Below are 25051 nucleotides of genomic sequence, written 5' to 3' on the forward strand. Positions count from 1 at the left end.
TTCATGAGTTTACCCTCCATATCGTTAAAGCGCCCGGTAATGGCTCTTGTACTGAATATCATCATCGTGATCTTCGGTGTCATAGGCTTCGATTTCCTTGGAGTGAGGGATTACCCATCTATTGATCCACCCATTATTAATGTGCGTACCTCATATGCGGGTGCCAACCCTGATATTGTTGAGTCGCAGATAACAGAACCATTGGAGAAATCTATCAATGGTATTGCTGGTATTAAGAGTATATCGTCTACCAGTGCCTTGGGTAACAGTAGCATATCTGTAGAGTTCGACCTTAGGATAGATCTGGAAGCTGCCGCGAATGATGTACGGGATAAGGTGTCGCAGGCTGTGCGCAATCTGCCGCAGGATATTGATGCGCCTCCCGTGGTTTCAAAGTCCGATGCCAGCGCGGGGCCTATCATATCTATGACCGTTGAGAGTCATACCAAAAACCAACTGGAGTTGACCGAATATGCTGAGAACGTGTTGGTAGAACGTTTGCAGACCATACCCGGTGTAAGCTACATACGTATCTGGGGCGAAAAACGCTATGCTATGCGTATGTGGCTGGACCCGCTTAAAATGGCAGGCTACGGGATCACTTTCTCTGATGTACAGGTTGCATTGAATAAACAGAATATTGAATTGCCTTCCGGTAAGCTTAGTGGTCAACAAACAGAATTGTCGGTACGCACCTTTGGAAGGCTGTACACCGAAGAGGATTTTAATAACCTCATTATCAAAAACGTTAACGGAACAGACGTTCGTTTCCGTGAAATTGGAGAGGCGGCATTGGGGCCTGAAAATGAAGAGACCATATTGAAAGAAAGTAACGTGCCCATGATAGCCCTGGCCATTACGCCGCAGCCGGGTTCTAATTATGTGGCCATTGCTGATGAATTTTACAAGCGCTACGAGGAAATAAAAAAAGATGTACCTGAAGATTTTACGCTGAATGTAGCCCTGGACAATACACAGTACATTAAAAAATCTATCAGCGAGGTTGAGGAGACATTGTTTGTAGCCATCGCGCTTGTTATTATTATCATCTACCTGTTCTTCCGCGATTGGCGTATTGCATTACGCCCCTTACTGGATATACCCGTTAGTCTGATAGGTGCCTTCTTCATTATGTACCTGATGGGGTTCACCATTAATATACTTACCCTTCTGGCAGTTGTGCTGGCTACCGGTCTTGTGGTGGATGATGGTATAGTAGTGACCGAGAATATCTATAAAAAACTGGAGAAGGGCATGGAGAAACACCGTGCCGCGAAGGAGGGAAGCGAGGAGATATATTTTGCCATTATCGCTACTTCCATCACACTGGCTATTGTATTCATACCTATCATATTCTTACAGGGTTTTACCGGGAGCTTGTTCAAAGAGTTCGGTGTAGTAGTAGCGGGTGCGGTATTGATATCAGCATTCGTTTCGCTGACACTTACTCCTGTTCTGAATGTATTCCTGACCAAAGAAGTACACAAGCCATCAAAATTCTATATCAGGACTGAACCATTTTTTGCAGGTATGGAAAATGGCTATAGTATGGCGCTGAGGTGGATCATGAAACATAAATGGATAGCAACCACAGGTATAGTCGCTACTTTCGCACTCATCATACTTATAGGTCGCACACTACAAACTGAGCTGGCACCTATGGAAGATAAGAACCGTTTCCGTCTTGCCGTATCTGCTCCCGAAGGTACATCATATGATGCTATGGAAAACTATATGAATAATATAGTGGACATGCTAATAGACAGTGTGCCTGAGAAACGTGTGATACTTTCCGTTACAGCACCTGGCTTTACAGGTTCAGGTGCTGTGAATACAGGTTTCAGTTTTGTACCATTGATTGATGCGTCGGAACGCGAACGCAGCCAGAATGATATTGTGCAAATGGTCAATAGTAGCCTTGGGAAATTTAATTATGGTAAGGCGTTCGCTTTGCAGGAGCAGACCATTTCAGTACAACGCGGTGGCAGTAATTATCCAATTGTATACATTTTACAAAACATCAATTTCGATAAACTTTCCAAAGCATTACCACGCTTCCTTGAAGAAGCCAATAACAACCCCATACTGCAAGGTGTGGATGCAGATCTGAAATTCAATAAGCCTGAACTGACGGTTTCTATCGATAGGGAAAAAGCATCTCGCATGGGCATATCTATCGAGGAGGTGGCACAGACCCTTCAATTTGCCTTGAGTAATAAAAGACTTGGATATTTTACCAAGAATGGTAAGCAATACCAGCTACTGGGACAGGTGCTCAGAGAGAGCAGGGAGGCACCACTCGACCTCAAACAGTTCTATGTAAGAACCAATACAGGAGAAATGGTCTCAATAGATAATCTTGTGCAACTGGAAGAAACTACCAGCCCTGCGCAGATGTATCACTACAACCGTTACAAATCCGCTACCATATCGGCAGGGTTGGCACCGGGCTATACCATTGGTGATGGATTGGAGGCTATGGATGAGATATACGCCAAACTGAAAGATGAAGGCCTGATAGATGACAGCTTTACCACTTCTTTGGGAGGTTCTTCCAAAGACTTTGCAGAGAGTTCATCCAATACATCATTCGCATTTATCCTGGCATTGATACTCATTTACCTGGTACTGTCTGCGCAGTTTGAAAGTTTTATAGATCCTTTTATTATTATGCTTACTGTGCCATTGGCCATAGCGGGTGCGCTGTTGTCATTATGGTTATTCGGTCATACACTGAATATATTCTCTGAGATAGGCATGATCATGCTGATAGGATTGGTGACAAAGAATGGCATACTGATAGTAGAATATGCCAACAGGTTGAGAGACCAGGGAGCCACAAGAACAAAAGCAGCTATTGAAGCAGCTGGTATGCGTCTGCGCCCGATACTCATGACGAGCTTTGCGATGATGTTTGGTGCATTACCGCTGGCATTGTCATTAGGCGCTGCATCAACCAGCCGCATACCATTGGGCATTGTTATCGTAGGCGGAATATTATTTTCTTTGTTGCTGTCATTGTTTATCGTGCCGGTTATGTACACTTTCCTTTCCAGGAGAAAAACACCGGCCTCAACAGCAATATTAAAACTGGACGAATAGGGTATGTTGAAACGTTTATTCATATTGTTATGTTGTCTGCAATCCTGCGCATACGCACAGGAGCTGCTTTCATTGGATATGGCTATTCAACAAGCCCTGAAGAATAACTTTGATATCCAGGTGGCACGAGCTGATGGTATGCAGGCAGAGGTGAATAATACAATGGGTAATGCAGGCATGTCTCCTAATATCAATGCCACTGGCGGCGTAAATGTCAGTTCGCAGAATGTAAAGATCAACTTTATTGACGGCCGTACCCAGCAGGTAAATAATGCCGCATCTATCAATTACACCGGCTCTGTTAATCTTAACTGGACATTGTTTGATGGTGGTAAGATGTTCCTGAAAAAGAAACAATTGAATGTACTGGAAAAAGCAGGAGAGGCGCAATTGAAAGAGCAGGTACAATCGGTTGTTTCGCAAGTGATACAGTCGTATGCTTTAGCAGTACTGCAACAGCAGCAGGGAGTGGCGATAGATACCGGGCTTTTGTTGGCTAAAACAAGAATGGAGTTGTCCAGGCTGAAGTTTGAGAATGGTTCTTCTGCTAAAGTTGATTACTTGCAGGCAAGGGTAGACTATAACAGTCGACAATCAGATTCTTTACAGCAGGAGGCTTCGCTTGGGGCATCACTCGCATCGCTGAATGCATTGATGGGTGAAGATGCTGACCGCCCTTATCGTGTGCAGGATGAGTTGGACCTGGATACCGAATTATTGCCTGAAAATAAGGAGTTGCTTGAGCAGTTGAACCCATCGTTGAGCATAGCAAAGTATAACGCACAGGCTTCACTACTGAATGCCAAAATGGCGAAAACAGCATTTATGCCTATACTGGCTTTGAATGGTGGCTATGGTTATAATAATACGCAGAGCCAGTCAGGCTTTACAACCTTCAACCAGAGCTTTGGCCCCAACGGGGGACTGACGTTAAGCCTGCCTTTATTCAGGGGAGGCAACATTCGCAGGGAAGCTCGTATAGCCTCTCTACAGTCTATGCAATACCAATTGTTATATGATAAACAAACGGTTGAGCTGGGAAAGGCATACCGCATAGCATGGAATAATTATAAAGTAGCGGTCAGCGCATATAAGCTGGAAAAGCAAAATCTTGAGTACGCCAAAGAGAACCTGTATATACAAAAAGAGCGTTTCAAGGTAGGTATAGCCAATACGCTGGAAACTCGCGAAGCGGAAAATAGCTATGTTCAATCATTGGTACGCTACTATACAGCAGCTTACAACCTGAAAGTGAACGAAACCAAAGTGCTGGAACTGGAAGGTGCTTTGGTAAAATAATTACCAGTTGTTATTCCCTTTTTTTCTTGCTGCAGCTATTTGTGCATCGCAAAAGGCTTCAACTATTTCCGTATCGGTATCGTGCTGTTGTGTCGTCCATTGGTACAACCTGTTGTCTGTGCAGTTGATGGTCAGGTTGCCATGGCGCAACAGTACTTTTTCTACTTCTCCCCAATTAATGAAACGTCTTTTCAGTGCAAATGGAGGTTTAATACCTTCATCGTTGATGATAACGTGAGGAGTATTTCCACTTTTGCTGTTCTCCTGCGAGATGGCGAAGATTATTGTTGCAAATAGCAGGCCGAAGATAGAAGCGAGGGTGTAAAATTGTGCAGATAGCAGGTATGTGGCAATACCGGCGGATAACACCAGCTCTATTATCCTGAATGCTTTGTTGTTAATCGCTCTTAACAGCCATTTGTTGCGAAACAGTGCTGAGATGATTATGACCAGGCTGGAGAGTATCACAAATGACGCTGTAATGTCCGTCATGTCAAAACTTTTTTCCGGAACAGGTATTGCAGCATCAGGTTCAGGAATAACTATGTTATTCAGCATCAGCAATATAGCGCCAAAGGCCAGCATGGCAAAACCTGACAGCAGGTGCAGTGCTGTTACCTGGTGTGGTTTCACTCTTTGTTCAGCCAGTGGTATATCAAATGTCATAGATGCAAAAATAATGTTTGCCTGATGTTTTACAGGCGGAAAGTATCTGCCGCATGCTCTGCTATTGAATTCAGTTCCATGAAAGTGCAGTCGGTATCGGGTATCAGCTCGTGCCATATATATGGTGGTATCTCAAACTGCATAGGTCCTGTGTGTTGCGCAGTTTGTACTCCTGCATCATCTATATGTTTCCAGTTGAAGGTACAGGTGCCGTTCAGCAGGATGAGAATCTCCGGGTCTTTAGTAGATGATAGCCCCTTGTGATAGTGCCTGCCGCTGATTGTACCCGCTTTGCGGAAAACGATCAGGTGCGTGCCCGTTCGTTGCTGAACAAATTCGGCAGTATAGCCCCTTTCGTCTGTACCCGCGGGCACAATGGCTGTCACCTTGATCATGCTGTTTCTTTTTGGATGGTTTCAGCATCGCTATCGGTGCTTTCGTCTTCTGCTGCAATCGCTTCGCTGCTGCCACCTGGCAATTTTACACTGAAATCGCGTAGTGTCTTATTCGTATCGCCCATTACTTCAAGTGTACTATTCTCTATAAGTTTACGCAGCCGCCAGCCCAGGTACAGGTTGCCGGTAGGTACGCTTAGTTTGCTGATGGTCTGGTTCACAATACGGTGCGCCTTCTGGAATTGCTGCGAGCAGAAGCTCAGTAATTTTTCGTCATAAAACGATTCATCGCGCGTATAGAGCTTCTTACCACCCTCCAGCAGCCTCATGCCTGCATTCTCAGCGGTCATGTTCAGCCATTCTTCACCGTCTATTTCCAGTTCTGCTGGTGTTACCTGCCTGGCCAGCCTGCGGGCTTTTATCAATTCTTTGGGTAATATCTCGCTCATGTTCTTTGGGTAGTATACTTTTCCCTCAGCATCCAGGAAAGGCAGGCCTGCCAGGTTAAGCACATAGAACCGATCCAGGTGTTTGCCCATATAGTTCAGCATCCAATAGTAAGCACAGACATCCGCCGGCCATGGAGCCATCCATAACCATACTACGTCTTCGGGATTATTATTCAGTTGTGTGGTCACTTCCAGCAGGTGTTCCAGGTCTTGTACTTCTGTTTCCTGCTTTTCATCATTTACTACGTCTTTCCAGAATGCTGAGCGTAGCTGGCTGAATGACTGTCCCGGGGCTTTTTTTATTGGGCCAACATGCAGGATGTCTTTCAGAACTATTACTTCGCCTTGCATAGATTCTTCTGTACTGATAGCCTCCAGCAAAGGTGGTGCTGCCATGTCACCTACTACAATATGGTATATCATAGCCGTAAAAATAGTTGATAGAATGTTCTGGATTTTGATTTGCAGAAATTTTGTATCCACAGTTGATATAAGAGTCGTATAAAACTATTTTTTTGATATGTCTAACTAAGTATTCGTCAGTTTCGTCTTTATAAAGCTACATTGCATATTGAAAATTATTAATGCATATTCATTTATTAATAATTATGCTTGTAAAAGGAATGTTAAAAGACTATTTTTATAATCAGTTTTAAATATTCGGATGTGAATAAGGTAGAAATACCTGACCATATATCTATATGTATAGCTATGTGTATATCTATATATCCGGACTTAAGACGGGAAAATTATATTGTCAATAATAAAGCTTTATGAGGAAATTTTTATTCTACCTGGTTGTTGCGCTATTTACTATCCCGATGGCTGCAAGCGCAGTGGTGCCATCCATCAGCATCAATTCCAATTTGGGAATAAGCGTCTGTGCTGGTGCAAACGTTATTTTTTCTTCCAACATCACTAATGGAGGTACTACCCCTACCTACCAATGGAAGATAAATGGCGTGAATGTTGGTACCAACAGCAGTACATTTTCTACAACAACATTAGCAAATGATGACACGGTGTATTGTGTGTTGACCAGCAACGACCCCGGTGCCAGCCCCACCACAGTTACGAGTAACAAAATTCTTATGGTGGTGAGCCCTGTGGTTACGCCAACATTATCTTTATCTACATCTACTGGCCTCACAACTATCTGTGCCGGAGATACTATGCATTTTACCGCAACCAATACCAATGGTGGTGGAGGTCCAACCTATCAATGGAAAGTAAATGGTGCCAACGCAGGTATCAACAGTAAATACTTTAATACCAATACGCTGTCCAATAACGACGTTGTGTATTGCGAGATGACCTCAAATAAAGCATGTGCCAGCCCGGTAGTTGTCAATAGTGATACTATGACCATAACGGTTAATCCTATTGTTGCACCATCGGTTACCATTGCTTCGGGCAGCGGCACCAGTATATGCGCAGGACAGTCGGTTAACTTTACAGCAACACCGGTCAATGGTGGATCCTCACCATCATTCCAGTGGAAGAAAAATGGCGCTAATGTTGGTGTCAACAGTAATATCTATTCTACATCGTCACTTTCAAATGGAGATGTCATCACTTGCGTTTTAACAAGTAATGCGCAATGTATCAGCACAACAACGGCAAACAGTAATTCAATTGCCATGACGGTGAACCCGGTGCTGACACCATCTGTTACTATTGCTTCCAATAAGGGTACAAGTATCTGTGTAAACGATACTGTTACATTCACCCCGACACCTGTAAACGGTGGTACAACACCTGTTTACCAGTGGAAGGTAAATGGTACCATCATGGCTGTTGGTGCTACATATACTACTAATACTATTAATAATGGTGATATAGTGAGCGTTAAGATGACAAGTAATGCTACCTGTGTCAGCCCTGATACTGTAAACAGTGCAGGCCTGACTATGGCGACTACCGGTGCCACCGCATCAGTAAGCATTGCCTCAAACAAAGGCTCATCTGTTTGCGGAGGCGATACCGTAACCTTTACAGCTACACCTGTTAACGGCGGAACAACTCCATCTTACCAGTGGAAAGTAAATGGTGCAAATGCGGGTGCCAACAGTAGTACATTCACTACTTCATCATTGTCTAACGGCGATGTAGTGTCTTGTGTGCTGACCAGCAGTTCTGCTTGTGTCGTGAACGGTCCTGCCAACAGCAACAGTATTGCCATGACGGTAACAGCCAAGCTTACTCCTGTAGTAGCTATCACACTTACACCTAATGATACTATATGTGCGGGAACACAGGTTACTTTCACTGCCAACAGCACAAATGGTGGCGGTACTCCTGCTTACCAGTGGAAAGTGAACGGATCTAATGTTGGTAGCAACAGTGCTACTTTTATTACTAATACACTTGCCAACGGAGACGTTGTTACCTGTGTACTTACCAGTAGTATAGTGTGTGTTACTTCTGCTACCGCAACAAGTAATGCTATAACTATGACGGTGAACCCTATACTGACACCGGTAATAACTATATCTGTCAGCCCTGACGATACTATTTGCGCAGGCGCCAGCACAACATTCAGTGCTACTACGGCTAATGGTGGTTTAACACCATCTTACCAGTGGAAAAAGAACGGTGCCAATGTGGGTACCAACAGCAATTCATATAATACCAGTACACTTGCCAATGGCGATGCTGTATGGTGTATTTTGACTACAAGCGAAGCTTGCATCTCTAAATCGAAAGATACCAGTAACACAATTAATATGACCGTAAAGGCTAACCTGACACCTTCGGTGTCAATTACGGTTAGTCCTAAGGATACAATATGCGCCGGTACACCTGTAACATTTACAGCAACTCCGGTTAATGGTGGTACTACTCCTTCTTATCAATGGAAGGTGAACGGCACTAATGTAGGTTCTAACAGTCCGACATTTAATGTAGGTGGTTTAAATAATAACGATGTGGTTGTTTGTGTAATGACGAGCAGCGAACCATGCGTTACCACATCACTTGCTGCCAGCAACAGTATCAAGATGACAGTGTTCCCGAACATTACACCTGATGTAACACTGGGTGTTGCTCCGAATGATACTATCTGCGCAGGTACCATGACCACGTTTACTGCTAATCCGGTTAACGGTGGTACTTCGCCAACCTACCAGTGGCAGCTTAATGGTGTGAATGCGGGTACAGGCAATACATATTCAAGCACTACCTTCAGTACAGGGGATGTTATCAGGTGTATCATGACCAGCAATGGTGTCTGCCTGACAAAACCAAAGGATACCAGCGATCCGGTGACCATGACTGTAATGCCGAATTTAACTCCGGCGATAGTGATCACACACTTCCCCACCGATACAATTTGCGATGGTACGAATGTAACTTTCACCGCTACATCTGCAAATGGTGGTCTGACGCCAACTTATCAATGGCAGGTAAATGGTGCTAATGTAGGCCTGAATAACCTGACCTACAGTTCTACTACTTTGGCCAATGGTGACAAGGTAAGGTGCTATATGACCAGCAGTAGCATGTGCCTTACCAAGCCGACCGATACAAGTAATGTAATTACTATAGGCGTAAAATCGAAAGTTACCCCTGATGTGACCATAACAGCCAGCCCGAACGATACTATTTGCCAGGGTACCAGTGTAACCTTCACTGCGGTTGCTACAAATGCAAGCAACACTCCATCTTACCAATGGCAGGTAAATGGTTCAGATGTAGGCACTAATAGTAATACCTACATGAATGGATCACTTGCAGATGGTGATATGATCAGGTGTATCGTGACAACAGGAGATACCTGCGTTACCAAGAGCAAGGACACAAGTAATGTGATCACAATGAACGTTAGGCCTATTGTTACACCTGATGTAACAACAACAGTAGCGCCAAACGATACTATATGCGTAGGTACAAATACTACCTTCACTGCTACGCCGGTCAACGGTGGTACGACACCATCATATCAATGGAGGGTGAACGGAACAAATGCAGGTGCTAACAGTGCTACATTCTCTACTACTACACTGGCTAATAATGATGTGGTAGATGTGATCATGACCAGCAGCGAACTATGTGTTACCAAATCAAAAGACACCAGTGCAGGTATCACTATGAATGTGAAACCAATACTGACACCTGATGTAACTATTATAGTACTGCCGAATGATACCATCTGTGATGGTACGAATGTAACATTCATAGCTACCCCAGTAAATGAGGGTACAACACCTACGTACCAGTGGCAGGTGAACGGTAGTAACGTTGGTACCAACAACGCTTCGTTCTCAAGTACTACATTGGCTAACAATGACGTGGTAAGGGTGATCATGACCAGCAGCGAAATGTGCCTGAGCAAAGCGGCAGATACAAGCAACGAAATAACAATGACGGTTAATCCTAACCTGGTTGCTGACGTAACCATCACGGTAAGCCCGGATGATACTATTTGTGTAGGTACCAATACTACATTCACAGCAACACCGGTTAATGGTGGTACTACGCCAACATACCAGTGGAAAGTGAACGGAACAAATGCCGGTACCAATAGTGCTACATTTGCTACTACTTCACTGGCCAACAACGATGTGGTAACAGTGGTAATGACCAGCAACGAGACTTGCCTGGCCAAAGCAGCAGATACCAGCAATGGTATTACCATGACGGTTAAACCGTACCTGACACCGGTAGTGACCATTGTTGAAAGCCCGAACGATACAATATGTACAGGTACGAATGTGACCTTTACCGCCACACCAACAGATGGTGGTACAACACCAACCTACCAGTGGCAGATCAATGGTAGCAACGTAGGTACCAACAGTACTACGTTCTCCAGCAGTACACTGGCCAATAACGACGCCGTACGGGTGATCATGACCAGCAGTGAGATGTGCCTGACTAAACCTGATGATACCAGCAATGTTGTAACGATGACAGTTAATGCCATTGTGACACCTGATGTTACGATCGCAGTGTCGCCGGATGATACGGTCTGCGCCGGAACATTGGTTTCATTCCTGGCGACACCAACCAATGAGGGTACTGCGCCAACTTACCAGTGGAAGCTCAATGGCAGCAACGTAGGTATTAACGCAAACGGTTATAGCAGCAACAGCCTGGCCAACGGCGATGTCGTTACCTGCGTATTGACCAGCAGCCTTATGTGTGTTACAAAATCGATGGATACAAGTAATGCTATTGCCATGACGGTGAACCCGCTGACTACTCCGGGTGTGGTAGTTCTCGCCAATACGGGTGTAACAGCCTGCGTGAATGGCGAGGTGACCTTCACAGCAACGCCGTTCAACAGCGGTACTTCACAATCATATCAATGGCGCCTGAATGGTGCGGATATATCAGGTGCAAATAGCATCTCATACATAACCAATTCACTGGCATCTGGCGATAAGATCAGCTGCAGAATGGATATCACGGCAGTTTGTCCTGCTCCTGACAGCGCCATCAGTAACACGCTGACCATGAATATTGTTACGCCATCAGCCAGCATTTCTGTATCGCCAAACGATACGATATGTGATAATCAATCTGCTATTTTCTCGGTTGCAGGTGTTAATGTAGGCAACTCGCCTGTGTACCAGTGGAGCCTGAATGGTGTTGACCAGACAGGTGTTACAGGTAACATATTTACGATGAATACAGTAGGCCACCAGGACGTGATAACCACAAGGTTTGTCAGCAGCGATAATTGTATCAATGCTCCATCGATAGCATCTACCAACAGCATAACAATGACAGTTAACCCGACAGCGCCGCCAACAGCAGGTATTGCTGCCAATCCGGGTACGGTATTAACCAACAGTGATATCGTTTGGTTCACCAGCTCTGTAAATACGCCTAACGCTACTTACCAATGGCGCAAAAATGGTGTAGACATTCCGGGTGCTACAGGTATCGTATATACAGACCTCGACCCGCAGGATGGAGATACTATCTCGCTGTTCATTACAACAACCGACAGTTGCCGTACACCGGATACTGCACTGAGTAACATCGTAGTATTGTCGGTAGGCGTGGGTGTACCTGAGGTAAAACAGGCAGAGCTGTTTGAAGATGTGGTTATTGCTCCGAACCCGAACAATGGTACATTTATACTGAAAGGCACCTTGTCTCAGGGAAGGACAGATGAGCATGTGTATGTTGAAGTGATCAATGCGGTAGGTGCACTTATTTATAAGGAAGATGTTCCGGTACGTAACCACGAACTGAACACAAGGATAGAACTGGGAGACAGGGCGAGCAACGGCCTGCATATGGTACGTATCACTGCCGAAGGCAGGGTACACCTGCTCAAGTTCATATCCAACAAGTAATACAAACAAGTAAAGAATATAAAGAGGGCCGCTGATCAGCGGCCCTCTTGTGTTTTGTTAATATAAAAATTATTATAGCAATTTTACGTATATTTGTATTGTCACGTACTTCCCTGTATGTAAGTCAAGTTCTTTGAAAAAGAGGTTCTGGTCACAACATTCTCGAAATTGATTACTGTTGATAATCAGCTGGTTACAGAGCATTGAGAATGAAGTTGCCTTTTTTACAACAAAAAACAACAATACCAGGGTACTCATTCAGGCAAAAAACACGCTGATCACTTAACAATACTTAACAATTGATTTGTGAAAGCTTGTGGCTGATAATGAAAAATTGAACATCCCGATTGCTAGGAGGACGCAACAAATTCTGCTTATCCCGGGAATCTTGTAAATCCTGGTTCAGAAAAAAAAGTGCCGGTACACCCTGGCATACCGGCATTCAGCGAATGATATGTGAATGTAGTTATACTACTTTGTCTTCCCTGCGGCCGCTCTTTGTCTCTACTGTCCTTACCAGTGGGTTGGCGGTGTTGGTAGCATATTCTTCTCTCTGGCGCAATATGTCTATAGCCTGGAATACAGCCGCCCTGAAAGATGACTCGTCGGCTATACTCTTACCGGCTATGTCAAAAGCGGTACCATGGTCCGGCGAAGTGCGCACCACAGGCAGTCCGGCTGTATAGTTTACACCTTGTCCCTGTGCCAGTGTTTTGAAGCCTACCAGCCCCTGGTCGTGATACATGGCCAGTACGGCGTCAAATTCGGTATAGCTGCCGCGTGCAAAGAAGGCATCTGCCGCAAATGGCCCGTACACCAGGTTGCCCTGTTGCTGCATACTTTCCACCAGTGGCGCGATGATGTTCTTGTCTTCTTCGCCAATAGTGCCGTTATCGCCGGCGTGAGGATTCAGTCCCAGCACTGCTATCTTCGGTTTCATGATACCGAAGTCCTTTACCAGCGTATCCTTCAGCAGGTTGAGCTTTGAGGTCAGGTTATCTTTGGTTATCTGCCCTGCTACCTTGGATATCGGGATGTGCTCTGTAGCCAGTGCTACCCTCAGGTTGTTATGATACAGCAGCATCAGCACATCCTTCACTCCGAATTTCTCTTTCAGAAAAGGCGTGTGCCCCGTATGCGGAAAGTCCGGTATCTGTGTATTGCTTTTGTGTATAGGTGCGGTCACCAGGGCATCCAACTGGCCATCTTTCAGGCATTGTGTAGCCACCATCAGCGAGCGTACTGCGTATTTACCGGCCTGCTCTGTCAGCGCACCGGGTTGTATGGGCACCTCTTCTTCCCAGCAGTTAAACACATTCACCTGTTTTAGGTTCAGGTTGTTCAGGTCTTTGGTGCTGTGAAAGTTGAAATGCTGATCCTCTACCGCCCTGCGATAGTAGTTGATCACCTTGTTGGATGAAAAAATGACTGGTGTGCAGAGGTCCATAATACGGTTGTCCGAAAAGGTCTTTATGATCAGTTCGGGGCCTATACCGTTCAGGTCGCCTATGGTTACACCTATAATTGGTTTTTCTGAGTTGGTCTGCATTTGTTTGCCCTTTGGGTTAAATAATTAGTTCTTGCCGTAATGCTGTAAAAAGTCCAGCAGCATGCGTATACCGTAGCCTGTACCACCTGCGGGCAGGTAGCCTGTTTTGGCAGTATTGAATGATACACCCGCTATATCAAAGTGCATCCATGGGTAGTCTGTAAAATGCTCCAGGAACTTACCGGCAGATATAGCGCCGCCATTACCATCGCCAATGTTCTTCATATCAGCGATGTCCGACTTGAGTTTTTTGCCATATTCGTCCCATAAGGGGTATTCTACCAATCGCTCATATTGGCGGTAACCACTTTCGTGAAATGACTTCTTCACATCTTCGCCGGCTGTACCCATGCATACTATGCCATGCGGGCCTACAGCTACCGAGGCGGCACCCGTCAGTGTAGCGAAATCCAGCACTAACTCAGGGCTATAGCGTTTGGCCCAGTGCAGTGCGTCTGCCAGCAGCAGGCGGCCTTCTGCATCAGTATTCAATACCTCAACAGTAGTGCCACTATACATGGTTATTACATCTCCCGGCACATAGGCGTCCTCTCCGGGACGGTTGTCGGTTGCAGGTACAAGGGCTATCACGTGCAATGGTAATTGCATTTTGGCTATGCCGTACATGGAGCCTGTAACCACAGCAGAGCCACTCATATCGCTTTTCATCCTGTCCATGCTGTTGGCAGTGGGTTTCAGAGAGACTCCACCTGTATCATATACTACACCCTTACCCACCAGCACTATTGGCTTTTTGTTCAGCGCCTTTTTGGGTTTATACTCCATTACAGTGAACGTAGGAGGGTTCTTACTACCCATATTCACGGCCAGTATGCCTCCCATTTTCTCTTTTACTATTGCGGCTTTCTGTAAGGTAGTGACAGTAAACCCGGCTTCCTTGCCCAGCGCGGCTATTTCTTTCGCCAGTTGTACAGCCGAAAGGTAATTCAGTGGCTCATTCACCAGGTTTCTTGCACGGATTACAGCTTCTGTCGTTATAGTCAGTTGCTGCACCTCTTTTACTGTTATTGATTTTTGGGTAAAAGTGATGGTTTGCAGGCTGTTTACGGTAGCGCTGCTCTTATATTTCAGGAATTGGTAGTTGGCCAGTGCCAGGCCTTCTGCAAGCGCATAAGCTGCGTTGCGCACTTTTGACAAGCTGATGATACACAACTCATCCATACTGTGTTTTACAGCTATGGTTTGCAGTGTAGCGCCTGTATTACGTATAGCTTCCGAAACCTGCGATTCTGTTGGTTGTTCTTCTAATATATATATGAATACAAACCTGTTGTATTGGTTGATGCGTATAAGGCTTTCCTTATTCTTATGCGCTTTTTTGGCATACTCTGCCTCTTCTTTATCCAGAACTGTTACTTGTTTCAGTTCGTTAATAGTATCCAGTATATACAACTGGTGCTTCTTAGGCTCTTTCTGTAAAATGCTGAACTTCATCTCGGAATTAATAATAAATGTTGTGCAAAGTTAGCTCACAAGGTAATAGGTTGCCAAGTTTAAACCTAACTTTGCCCTGCTAAATTGCAGGGGTCAAAAATATATTGCTAATTAATATATCGTATTGAAGCAACCATATACATTAAAGAAAAGCCTGGGGCAGCATTTTCTGCAGGATGAAAATATCTGTATGAAAATAGTGGAGCAGTTGCCTGAAAAAAAAGGAATGCAGGTATTGGAAATTGGTCCCGGTGGTGGGGCTATAACCAAATATATCATTCAGAAACAAGACATTAGCTATAAAGCTATTGAGGTAGATGAGGAGAAGGTGAAGTATTTGCAGGCCACATACCCTGACCTACAAGGCAAGATCGTACAGCAGGATATACTCAAAGCAGATGTGCCCTATGAAGGGCATTTTACCGTTATAGGCAATTTCCCGTATAATATATCATCGCCCATATTATTTAAGATACTGGAGTGGGAGCCACTGGTAGACGAAGTGATAGGTATGTTCCAGAAAGAGGTGGCTCAGCGGGTCAGCTCAGGTCCAGGATCTAAAGTATATGGTATTTTAAGTGTATTGATGCAGGCCTTTTTCAAGGTAGAATACCTGTTTGATGTACACCAGAAATGCTTTACGCCACCTCCCAAAGTAATGAGCGGGGTACTTAAGTGTACAAATATTAATAATCCATATAGCATAGATAACAAACGAAAGTTCATCACGCTTGTGAAAACAGCTTTCGGACAAAGACGTAAAACGCTACGCAACGCACTAAAACCGCTGTTAAGTGCTGAAGCACTGAAAGACCCGATCATGGATAAAAGGGCTGAACAATTATCAGTTGCCGATTTCGTAAGGCTATATAAAGCATATTATGCATGAGAGGAAAGGTATTAATAGCAGCACCTGTGCACGATATACTAACCGATGGGTTGATAGATAGAGACTATGAATTGATAGTGCGGGAGAAAATAACCCAGAACGAGGCTAAAAATCTGCTTAAAGGCTGTACAGGAATTGTAACATCTACCCGCCTGATTATTGATAGGGAATTGCTGGATAGTGCGCCAGACCTGAAATGGGTAGGGCGCATGGGCAGTGGTATGGAGATAATAGACCTGGAATATGCAAAATCAAAAGGTATAACTTGTTTCAGTAGCCCTGAAGGCAACCGTAATGCCGTGGCAGAACACGCTATGGGAATGCTGCTGAGCCTAACCAAAAAGATCAGGAAGAGCAGTAATGAAGTTATTGACGGCAAATGGCTGCGAGATGAGAACAGGGGTGAAGAGTTGGAGGGCAAAAATGCGGGTATTATTGGTTTTGGCCATACCGGAAGCTGTTTTGCAAAGAAGCTTGCAGCATTTGATGTGAAAATATATGCATATGACTCTTCAGAGGAAATTTTGCTACCTGAATATGTAGAAAGATGCCCGAGTCTTGAAAAAATATTTGAAACATGTGATATAATAAGTTTTCATGTTCCGTTGACTAACAAGACGGTTCATTACATGGACAAAACCTTTGTCGAGCGAATGAGAAAACCATTCATTCTTATCAATACGTCCCGTGGGAAAGTGGTAGATACAGAAGCACTTTCAGACGGTCTTTCTGCGGGTAAAATATCGGGCGCATGCCTTGATGTATGGGAGGAAGAGCCGATTACGGCAATGACGCCACGGATGAAAGATTACCTGCACAAGATCAGTCAATTAGACCAGGTAATAATTACTCCGCATATAGCAGGTTACAGCCATGAAGCCCTGTACAAAATGAGCAAGGTTCTATTAGACAGAATTGTCATGTTGGGGTAAGATGTATCGGGTTAAGGTTTAATATAAGGAAAACAAACATTATACTGACAAAATTTATGGAGCGGCGTATTACTTTTAACAAAGATTTTTATCTTTACCGTTCATTTGGTTAATATTTATTTAATGCAGGATATGACAAATTTACTACGCTTTTTATTAGTGTTGGTTTTTACGGCAGTTTCCGGACAGGTTTTGGCTCAAGGTACCAGTGGTGCAATAGTCGGTTCGGTCGTAGATGATAAGAACGAACCTGTTATTAGTGCAGTGGTTCAGGCCTACCAGGGAGGTATCTTAAAAGGAGGTGCTGCGACTGATTTTGATGGAAACTTCGTTATTAAACCACTGGCTCCGGGCAGGTATGACCTGACCGTTAAGTATATAGGTTACAAAGAGAGTAAGACAGTAGGTGTAATTGTCAGCGTTGACCAGAACACTGAAGTGAAAACAAAGCTACAGCCCAGTACAACTCTGGATGAGGTAGTGATCATTGATTATAAGGTTCCTTTGATCAACAAGTATGAGGGTGGTAGTACGACTACCAAGACCTCTGACCAATTGGAACAAATGGCCACGCGTAATACCACTACCATGGTATCTACATCCGCAGGTGCATACTCTCAAACAGATGGTGGTGCAGTAAGCATAGGTGGTGGCCGTGCTGACGGTACCCTGTATATAATAGATGGTGTGCAGGTATATGGTAGCCGTGGTATTAACGTATCTCAGGGTTCTATAGACCAGATCCAGGTAATAACATCCGGTATACCTGCTAAATATGGTGATGCGATAGGTGGTGTGGTAACGATCACAACCAAAGGTGTTTCCGAAAAATTAAGAGGAAGTGTTCTTCTGGAAAAATCAGTAGATGGTTACGGTCACAACCTGGGTAACTTCACCCTTTCTGGTCCATTATTAAGAAAATACACCGATAGTACACACACGAACAAAAAGCCGATTGTTGGTTTCTTCCTTGCCGGTGATGCCTGGTATGACAAAGACAGGAGTCCTGAATATCATGGTAACTATGCTGTTAAGGATGAAGTGTTGCAGAATTTAAGGGACAATCCATTGATCGGTGTTCCCAACCAGTCTGGCGTTCCTGTATTCAGGAACAGGGCTGAAACTGTAACCGGCAAAGACCTGTATCTGACTAAGGCAAAGCAAAATGCCCAGGTGTTTGAGGGTCGCCTTACAGGTAGACTAGATTTCCAACTGTCCGATGAGTTGAACCTGAGTGCGGGCGGTACTTTCAACTATTCGAAGTCGAAAATATATAACAGGTCATGGTCTTATTTTTCTATTGACGAGATACCAGACGAATATAACTACACAGGTAGGGGTTTCATCAGGTTGCAGCAGAGTTTCAAGAAGAAAAATAACCTGACCAATGCCAATGGCGAAGAGAAGCAGGAAAAGTCATTGATATCCAATGCGTTCTATACTTTGCAGGTTGACTACCAGACTGATTACAGGAAAATAGAAGACCCTAACCATAAAAAGAATGTGTTCAACTACGGTTATGTAGGCAAATTCAATACGGAATATACCCCTATTTATTCTCCGGGTGTAGATAGTGTTACAAAAATATACGGAACAAGGTTACTCGTAGACAGGCAAGCAATTCAAACCACATTTGAGCGTTCTGAATTGAACCCGCTATTGGCGAATTATACCAGCCAGTATTTCAGAGATCTGGATGGACCTTCACCTCTGGATGAGCAGTTGATACGCACCAGGAACGCGTTGATCAATGGGCAGATGCCGTTTTCTATATATAGCGCGTTTACTACAACCGGTCAGTCAAACCAATATTATTATAATGGTGGTGTGCAGCAGTATGGTGTATCTGTGGATGCGTCGTTTGATCTGCAACCAGGCAAAACGCGCCACTCTATCGAATTTGGTTTATACTACCAACAGCGTTCAGAGAGCTACTACCAGTTCAACGCAGCTAACACCAATGGAGGTATATGGCAGTACATGCGCCAGTTGACCAATACACACATTGGCCTGGACAGGGAGAATCCAATTTTTGTTATAGATGGCAAACATTATACTAAGGAACAGATCGGTGGTATAGACGGTCCTGTTCCTTCTCCTACAGATACTATATATTACAACAGGACAACTGTAGGTGCACAATCTGTGTTTGATTATAACCTGAGGCAAAAACTCGGTTTGAGTGCTACCGATTACATCGCTATCGATCAATTAGATCCTTCTACTTTCTCAATAGACATGTTCTCAGCTGATGAGATACAGAACAGCGGTAATGCTTATGCTTTCTATTCAGGATATGATTATAAAGGTAACCGCCAGCGTGGGCAGGTAAACTTCAATGACTTCTTTACTAAGAAAGATGCCAACGGCAACTATACACGTGATATTGGTTCTTACAGGCCAAACTATATTGCCGGTTATGTTTTGGATAAATTCCAATTCAAGGACATCTTCTTTAACGTAGGTCTTCGTGTTGAACGTTTCGATGCGAATACAAAAGTGTTGAAAGATCCATATTCTTTGTACGAAGTAAATACCCTGGCTGATGCGAAGAATATAAAAGACGCGAATGGCAACATACGCGTGAAAAATAATTATACTGAGGGTGGTGCTACTCCTTCTAATATCGGAGATAACTATGTTGTATACGTAAATAACAACGAGTCGCCAACTCCGTCAGTTATCGGTTACAGGAATGGCGATGACTGGTACGATCCATATGGTCGTCTGATCGACGATCCTACTGCACTGAAACAATACAGTGGTGGTCGTGATCCTCAGCCATACCTGGTGAACAACAACGTACGTATCACTGACAGTACATTTGATCCTAACTCGTCTTTCACAGACTATAAGCCACAGATAAACGTTATGCCACGTATATCATTTAACTTCCCGATATCTGATGAAGCGATGTTCTATGCGCACTACGATGTTGTGGTTCAAAGGCCTAAATCTAACGTATTCACTACGGCGGCTGATTACTATAACCTGACTGCTAACCAGGGTGGTACTATCAACAACCCGAACCTGAAACCAGAGAAACTGTTTGACTACGAGGTGGGTTTCAAACAGACACTGACAAAATCAAGCGCTATTACCATTTCCGGTTTTTACAAAGAGCGTAAAGACATGATACAGATACGCCCGTACCTGTATGCATGGCCTACGACATACTATACTTATGGTAACCGCGACTTCTCAACAACCAAAGGTATGATGCTGAAATATGACCTGCGCCGTACTAAAAATCTGCGCATGGATGTTGCATATACCCTGCAGTTCGCAAATGGTACAGGGTCAGGTACAACATCTTCAGTAGCCAGTACAGGTAACCCCAGTGCGCCGGGTTTGTTGTCAGGTTTCATTAGTGCAGGTTTACCAAACATCCGCACGGTGTTCCCGCTTAACATTGACGTAAGGCATAATATTGTTACAAACATAGACTACAGGTATGGCAAAGATCAGGGCCCTGTTATTGCTAATACTCACTTCCTGCAAAATGCCGGTGTGAACTTCATTTTCAGGACAAGGAGTGGTGAGCCTTATACCAAGTATACACAGCCTCGAAATGTAGCTAATACTGTAGATGGCCAGGTAAATGGTTCCCGTCTACCATGGCACTATATGCTGGATATGAGGTTGGATAAAGATTTTAAACTGCAGTTTGGCAAAAAGAACCAGGAGGTTACAAAAGCAAGCAGGGGTGTTTACGTCAATGCCTATGTGTTGATTACCAATATCCTGAACAGGCGTGATATCATTTCTGTTGACGGTTATACCGGCAGGACAGACGATGATGGTTACCTGACACATCCACAAGGTATCCAGACAACCAACCTGCAGTATAACCAACAGTCTTATGTTGACCTGTATTCGTCTAACCTGTTAGGAGCTGCGTCTACAAGGCTGAACCTGCCAAGAAGGATCAACCTGGGCTTGAATTTGAATTTTTAATTGAAAACTTTTTTCAGAACAATAACTTAAGTAAGTTATGATATCGATGAAATATAATAAGATTGGAACTGTGCTGATGACTCTGGCCGGAGCCTTTATGCTGAACACCCAGGCTAACGCCCGCCCCGATGTGAATGCGACAAAAAGGACAGGCTCTGAAAAGCTGGGTCAACTAAAAACTACTGCATCCTGCCGACCAGCGGAGGCATCTATAGACCTTGATATCAACAACGTAAGGGCGCGGTTGATGACCGGCGGCGATATGTGGTGGGATAATGGTACCTCAGAGGCCAGGTACGAGATACCTAAAGGGTCCCGTAAAAACTCCCTGTTTGCAGGTTCTGTATGGATCGGTGGTTTAGATGAGCAAAAGCAACTTAAGGTAGCTGCTCAGACGTATCGCCAGACAGGTAATGACTACTGGCCCGGTCCATTGGATCCGAATACAGGTGACATCACTGAAGCAGACTGTTCTGAGTGGGACCGTTTCTGGAAAGTTGATAAAGAAACCATCAACAAATTCAGAGAGTTAGGGGATAAAACAGCTATAATAGGTGACCCTACATTTGAATCGATATATCAATGGCCGGCAAAAGGTAACGTCAATGCTGTAGGTCGTAATCAGAATCCGCTGACTTTATATGCGAACCAGGATTACGCGCCATTCGTTGACGTAGATAATGACGGTGTATATAATACAGATGCCGGAGACTATCCCGGTGAAGAAGAGTTGGGAACGATCCGTGGTGACCAATTCATCTGGTGGGTGTTCAACGACAAAGGTAATACCAAACAGCAGTCTAATACAGATGGTATTGGTATAGAGGTACAGGCCAGTGCTTTTGCCTATTCTACCAAAGATTTCATCAACGATGCTACTTTCTACAACTATCGTTTAGTTAACAGGGGGGGGCTGAGCCTGGATAGTACTCACATTGCTACATGGACAGATGCTGACCTTGGTTATTATAACGATGACTACATTGGTTGCGATACGACACGTGGTTTGGGTATATTATATAATGGTACCAGCGTAGACGGTACGGGCCAGGTGAATAGTTATGGATCTAAGATACCGATGGTCGGGGTAGACTTCTTTAAAGGGCCTATCAAGAGGACTGTTGTAAATGGGCAGGTTGATACACAAAAGCTGGGTATGACCTCTTTTACCTACTATAACAATGATAACTCAGTAATTGGTAACCCAAGGAATGGTATCGAGATATATAACTACATGACAGGTTCTATCAGGAATGGTCAGCGTTTTAGTTATGACTTCAAAGGACCTAATACCATATCTAAAGCGTATGGTGAAGGTGCAACAACACCTTATGTGTTCTTTGGCGACCCGGCCAACAGGTCTGAATGGTCTGAGTGTACTTGCGGTAACCCAGTAGGTGACAGGCGTTTTGTGCATACGTCAGGCGCATTCAGGTTAGATCCGGGTGTTGTAAATGATATTACCATAGGTGCTGTTTGGGTATCAGACGCAGGTGGTTGCCCCAGTACTTCTTTCAGGAAGATAAGGGTAGCTGACGACCTCGCACAATCACTTTTTGATAATAACTTTAAGACTATCGAAGGACCGGAAGCTCCGAGGATGGAAGTACGTGCATTGGACAGGAAACTGGTATTCTACCTGACTAACGACCAGATAAGTAATAACTACCAGGAGAGGTATGGTACAGATCTGTCTGAACAAAAATACCGCGTTGCTTCTAACAAAGCAGCCAACTATGTTAAGAGCCCGGATTCATTGTATGTCTTCGAAGGCTACAGGGTATTCCAACTGAGAGACCGTTTTGTTACGCCGGCAAACATCTTTAATGACGATGGTTCAGTTAACGAGGAACTGGCACAAGAGGTATTCCAGGTAGATAAGCAAAATGGTGTTACTAAGATCATTAACTACGAGAAGAAGACAGATATAAGTGATACTACTTATGTACCTATTGTAAAAATAATCGGTGCTGACAGCGGTATCAAACATAGTTTTGAGATCAACAGCGATGCCTTCGCCAAAACACAGGATAAGAGGCTGGTTAACTATAAGAACTACTACTTTACTGCAGTAGCTTATGCTTACAACAACTTCGCTCCTTTTGATCCCAAACACGCTGATTCAACTCAGGAACTTGCGTACATTGAGAGCTCTAAAGGTGGCGGAGGATCAGCAATTAAAGTTGTTGTCGGTTCTCCTAACCCTGCCAACGGTGACATGGGTACTGTTTTGAACGCTGATTTTGGTGATGGTGTTATAGTTAAACGCCTGGAAGGTAAGGGTAACGGCAGAAATGCACTGGAATTATCAGATGAATCTGAAAATGAAGCATTGTTTGGTGTTTCTGCGAATGGTGGAGGCACTTTACACCAGGCTGTAACGCCAACCTACAAGTCTGGACACGGTCCGGTTAACGTAAAAGTTATCGATCCGATAAAATTAAAACCATACGACTTTGAATTATACATCAATGGTCCGATATCAACTGTTGATAAGGACCTTGGACTGGTTGATACAAGCTCGAACTGGATGCTGATAAATCTTACCAATAACGATACTATCTTAAGTGAGCGTACATTGTTGTATCGCAACGAGCAGATATTGGAAGAGTACGGTATCTCTGTTGATATCCAACAGGCTTCAAGGCCGACTGACCACCAGGATCTGAATCAGAACGGCTTGATATCATCAGATATCATATTCTCTGACCTGTCTAATCCATGGTTAAGTGGTGTTGCAGACCAGGAAGCAAGGTCGTTTGCAAACTGGATACGTTCCGGTAATACAACCGATACAAGTAAGATCTGCGATTGGAATGACATCAAAGGTGATAGTGTAGGACAGTTCTACGAAAAAATGCTTTCAAGATATTCCACTACCGTAGGTACATGGGCACCATATGCTTTGACTGCTTCAGAAGATTCAACGGCTTGCGGATTCGGCGTTAAGTTTGGTCAGGGTAATCCCAAGTTAAGTGCTTTGCCAAGTGTTGATATAGTGTTCACATCTGATCATTCTAAATGGACAAGGTGCCTGGTATTTGAAATGGATGATGATTTCAACCTCGCAGAAGGGCATGCAGATAAATTCGATTTCCGCTCACATGCCAGTTGGAATATGGAATGGGATGAAAATGGAAGGCCGGTTTACTCAACTGTGCCGAATGATACCGGTTTCTCATGGTTCCCGGGATATGCTATTAACCAGGAAACAGGCGAGCGTCTGAACATCTTCTTTGGTGAAGATTCATGGTTGAAAGATCATAACGGTAATGACATGATCTGGAATCCTACCGCAATTCAATGGGGTTATGCAGGGGCAAACCTGATACCTATATTTGGTGGTAAACACTATATATATATCCAAAATAGCAGGTACGACTCAGGAAGAGCATTTATTCAGACACTGAATAGTCCGAGTACGATTGTTAGGCAAACAAGGTTCAACAACTTTGCTTATGCTAGTATCCCGTTATTGAATCCATTGACCAAGTCGCAGTTCAAATCTCTGCCTGAAGGCCTTATTCCTAGTGAAGTAAGGGTGAAATTCAGGATATCCCGTCCGTACAATCAGTATATGACAGATATTAACGGAGCCACAATGAAAAACAATGGTTTCCCATTGTATTATTTCTCAACAGGCAATTTAGCACCAATCAAACTGGGAGATAATGCGAATGCCGACAAGGACGCATTACTGGATAGGATTCATGCAGTTCCAAACCCGTACTACGGTTATACAGGCTATGAACTTAACAGGTATGATACTAAGGTTAAGATCATCAATCTGCCTGCCAAAGCAACTGTCAGCATCTACTCTCTGGACGGTACTTTAGTGCGTAGGATAGAGAAAGACAATGCCAATGTATCTTATGTAGACTGGGATATCCGTAATGCTAAGAGTTTGCCAATAGCAAGCGGTATGTACTTGATGCATGTGAAAGCGGAAGGCATAGGTGAAAAAGTTATTCGTTGGTTTGGTGCTATGCGCCCTATCGATGTAACAAACTATTAATTTATATGATTTTGATCGGGGAGGAGTACTTCTCC

12 protein-coding genes are annotated in these 25051 nt (G+C 44.1%); 7 read left to right on the plus strand and 5 right to left on the minus strand.

All coding sequences use genetic code 11. The features are described 5' to 3' along the window. The first annotated feature begins 3 nt into the window (after positions 1-3). Positions 4-3102: an efflux RND transporter permease subunit gene (locus H6550_04235; protein MCB9045333.1), complete on the plus strand. Its 3099-nt coding sequence runs from the start codon at positions 4-6 to the stop codon at positions 3100-3102. Between the two features lie 3 nt (positions 3103-3105). Further along, positions 3106-4401, plus strand: coding sequence for a TolC family protein (locus tag H6550_04240; GenBank protein MCB9045334.1), 1296 nt, complete (start codon positions 3106-3108; stop codon positions 4399-4401). Here H6550_04240 and H6550_04245 read toward each other — a convergent pair whose 3' ends face one another. The 3 genes from H6550_04245 to H6550_04255 are packed head-to-tail and all read right to left on the minus strand — an operon-like array spanning position 4402 to position 6334. Next, complete coding sequence (locus tag H6550_04245; GenBank protein ID MCB9045335.1) at positions 4402-5067, minus strand: hypothetical protein; 666 nt, start codon at positions 5065-5067, stop codon at positions 4402-4404. A 29-nt stretch (positions 5068-5096) separates the two neighbouring features. After that, positions 5097-5462 (minus strand): hypothetical protein, encoded by a 366-nt coding sequence (locus H6550_04250; GenBank protein MCB9045336.1) that lies wholly within the window; start codon positions 5460-5462, stop codon positions 5097-5099. Then, complete coding sequence (locus tag H6550_04255; GenBank protein ID MCB9045337.1) at positions 5459-6334, minus strand: DUF1835 domain-containing protein; 876 nt, start codon at positions 6332-6334, stop codon at positions 5459-5461. Before H6550_04255 ends, H6550_04250 begins: the two co-directional genes overlap by 4 nt. A gap of 350 nt (positions 6335-6684) precedes the next feature. Between H6550_04255 and H6550_04260 the strand changes: the two genes are divergently transcribed. Next, positions 6685-12219 (plus strand): hypothetical protein, encoded by a 5535-nt coding sequence (locus H6550_04260; GenBank protein MCB9045338.1) that lies wholly within the window; start codon positions 6685-6687, stop codon positions 12217-12219. A gap of 466 nt (positions 12220-12685) precedes the next feature. On the opposite strand, the gene pdxA is transcribed toward H6550_04260, so the two are convergent. Next, positions 12686-13768 (minus strand): 4-hydroxythreonine-4-phosphate dehydrogenase PdxA, encoded by a 1083-nt coding sequence (gene pdxA / locus H6550_04265; protein ID MCB9045339.1) that lies wholly within the window; start codon positions 13766-13768, stop codon positions 12686-12688. A 24-nt stretch (positions 13769-13792) separates the two neighbouring features. Beyond that, on the minus strand, positions 13793-15223 hold the full coding sequence (locus H6550_04270) for a leucyl aminopeptidase (protein MCB9045340.1): 1431 nt from the start codon (positions 15221-15223) through the stop codon (positions 13793-13795). Between the two features lie 124 nt (positions 15224-15347). Between H6550_04270 and rsmA the strand changes: the two genes are divergently transcribed. The 4 genes from rsmA to H6550_04290 all read left to right on the plus strand — a co-directional run bounded on the left by rsmA (position 15348) and on the right by H6550_04290 (position 25016). Beyond that, positions 15348-16112 (plus strand): ribosomal RNA small subunit methyltransferase A, encoded by a 765-nt coding sequence (gene rsmA / locus H6550_04275; protein ID MCB9045341.1) that lies wholly within the window; start codon positions 15348-15350, stop codon positions 16110-16112. Continuing rightward, a complete protein-coding gene (locus tag H6550_04280) occupies positions 16109-17044 on the plus strand; it encodes a hydroxyacid dehydrogenase (protein ID MCB9045342.1) in 936 nt (311 codons plus the stop codon). Before rsmA ends, H6550_04280 begins: the two co-directional genes overlap by 4 nt. 132 nt (positions 17045-17176) lie before the next feature. After that, positions 17177-21001: a carboxypeptidase-like regulatory domain-containing protein gene (locus tag H6550_04285; protein MCB9045343.1), complete on the plus strand. Its 3825-nt coding sequence runs from the start codon at positions 17177-17179 to the stop codon at positions 20999-21001. Between the two features lie 37 nt (positions 21002-21038). Further along, entirely contained in the window at positions 21039-25016 is a 3978-nt protein-coding gene (locus H6550_04290; protein MCB9045344.1) for a T9SS type A sorting domain-containing protein, read from the plus strand. Positions 25017-25051 lie beyond the last annotated feature (35 nt).

The organism is Chitinophagales bacterium (assembly GCA_020636495.1).
GTDB lineage: Bacteria > Bacteroidota > Bacteroidia > Chitinophagales > Chitinophagaceae > UBA5543.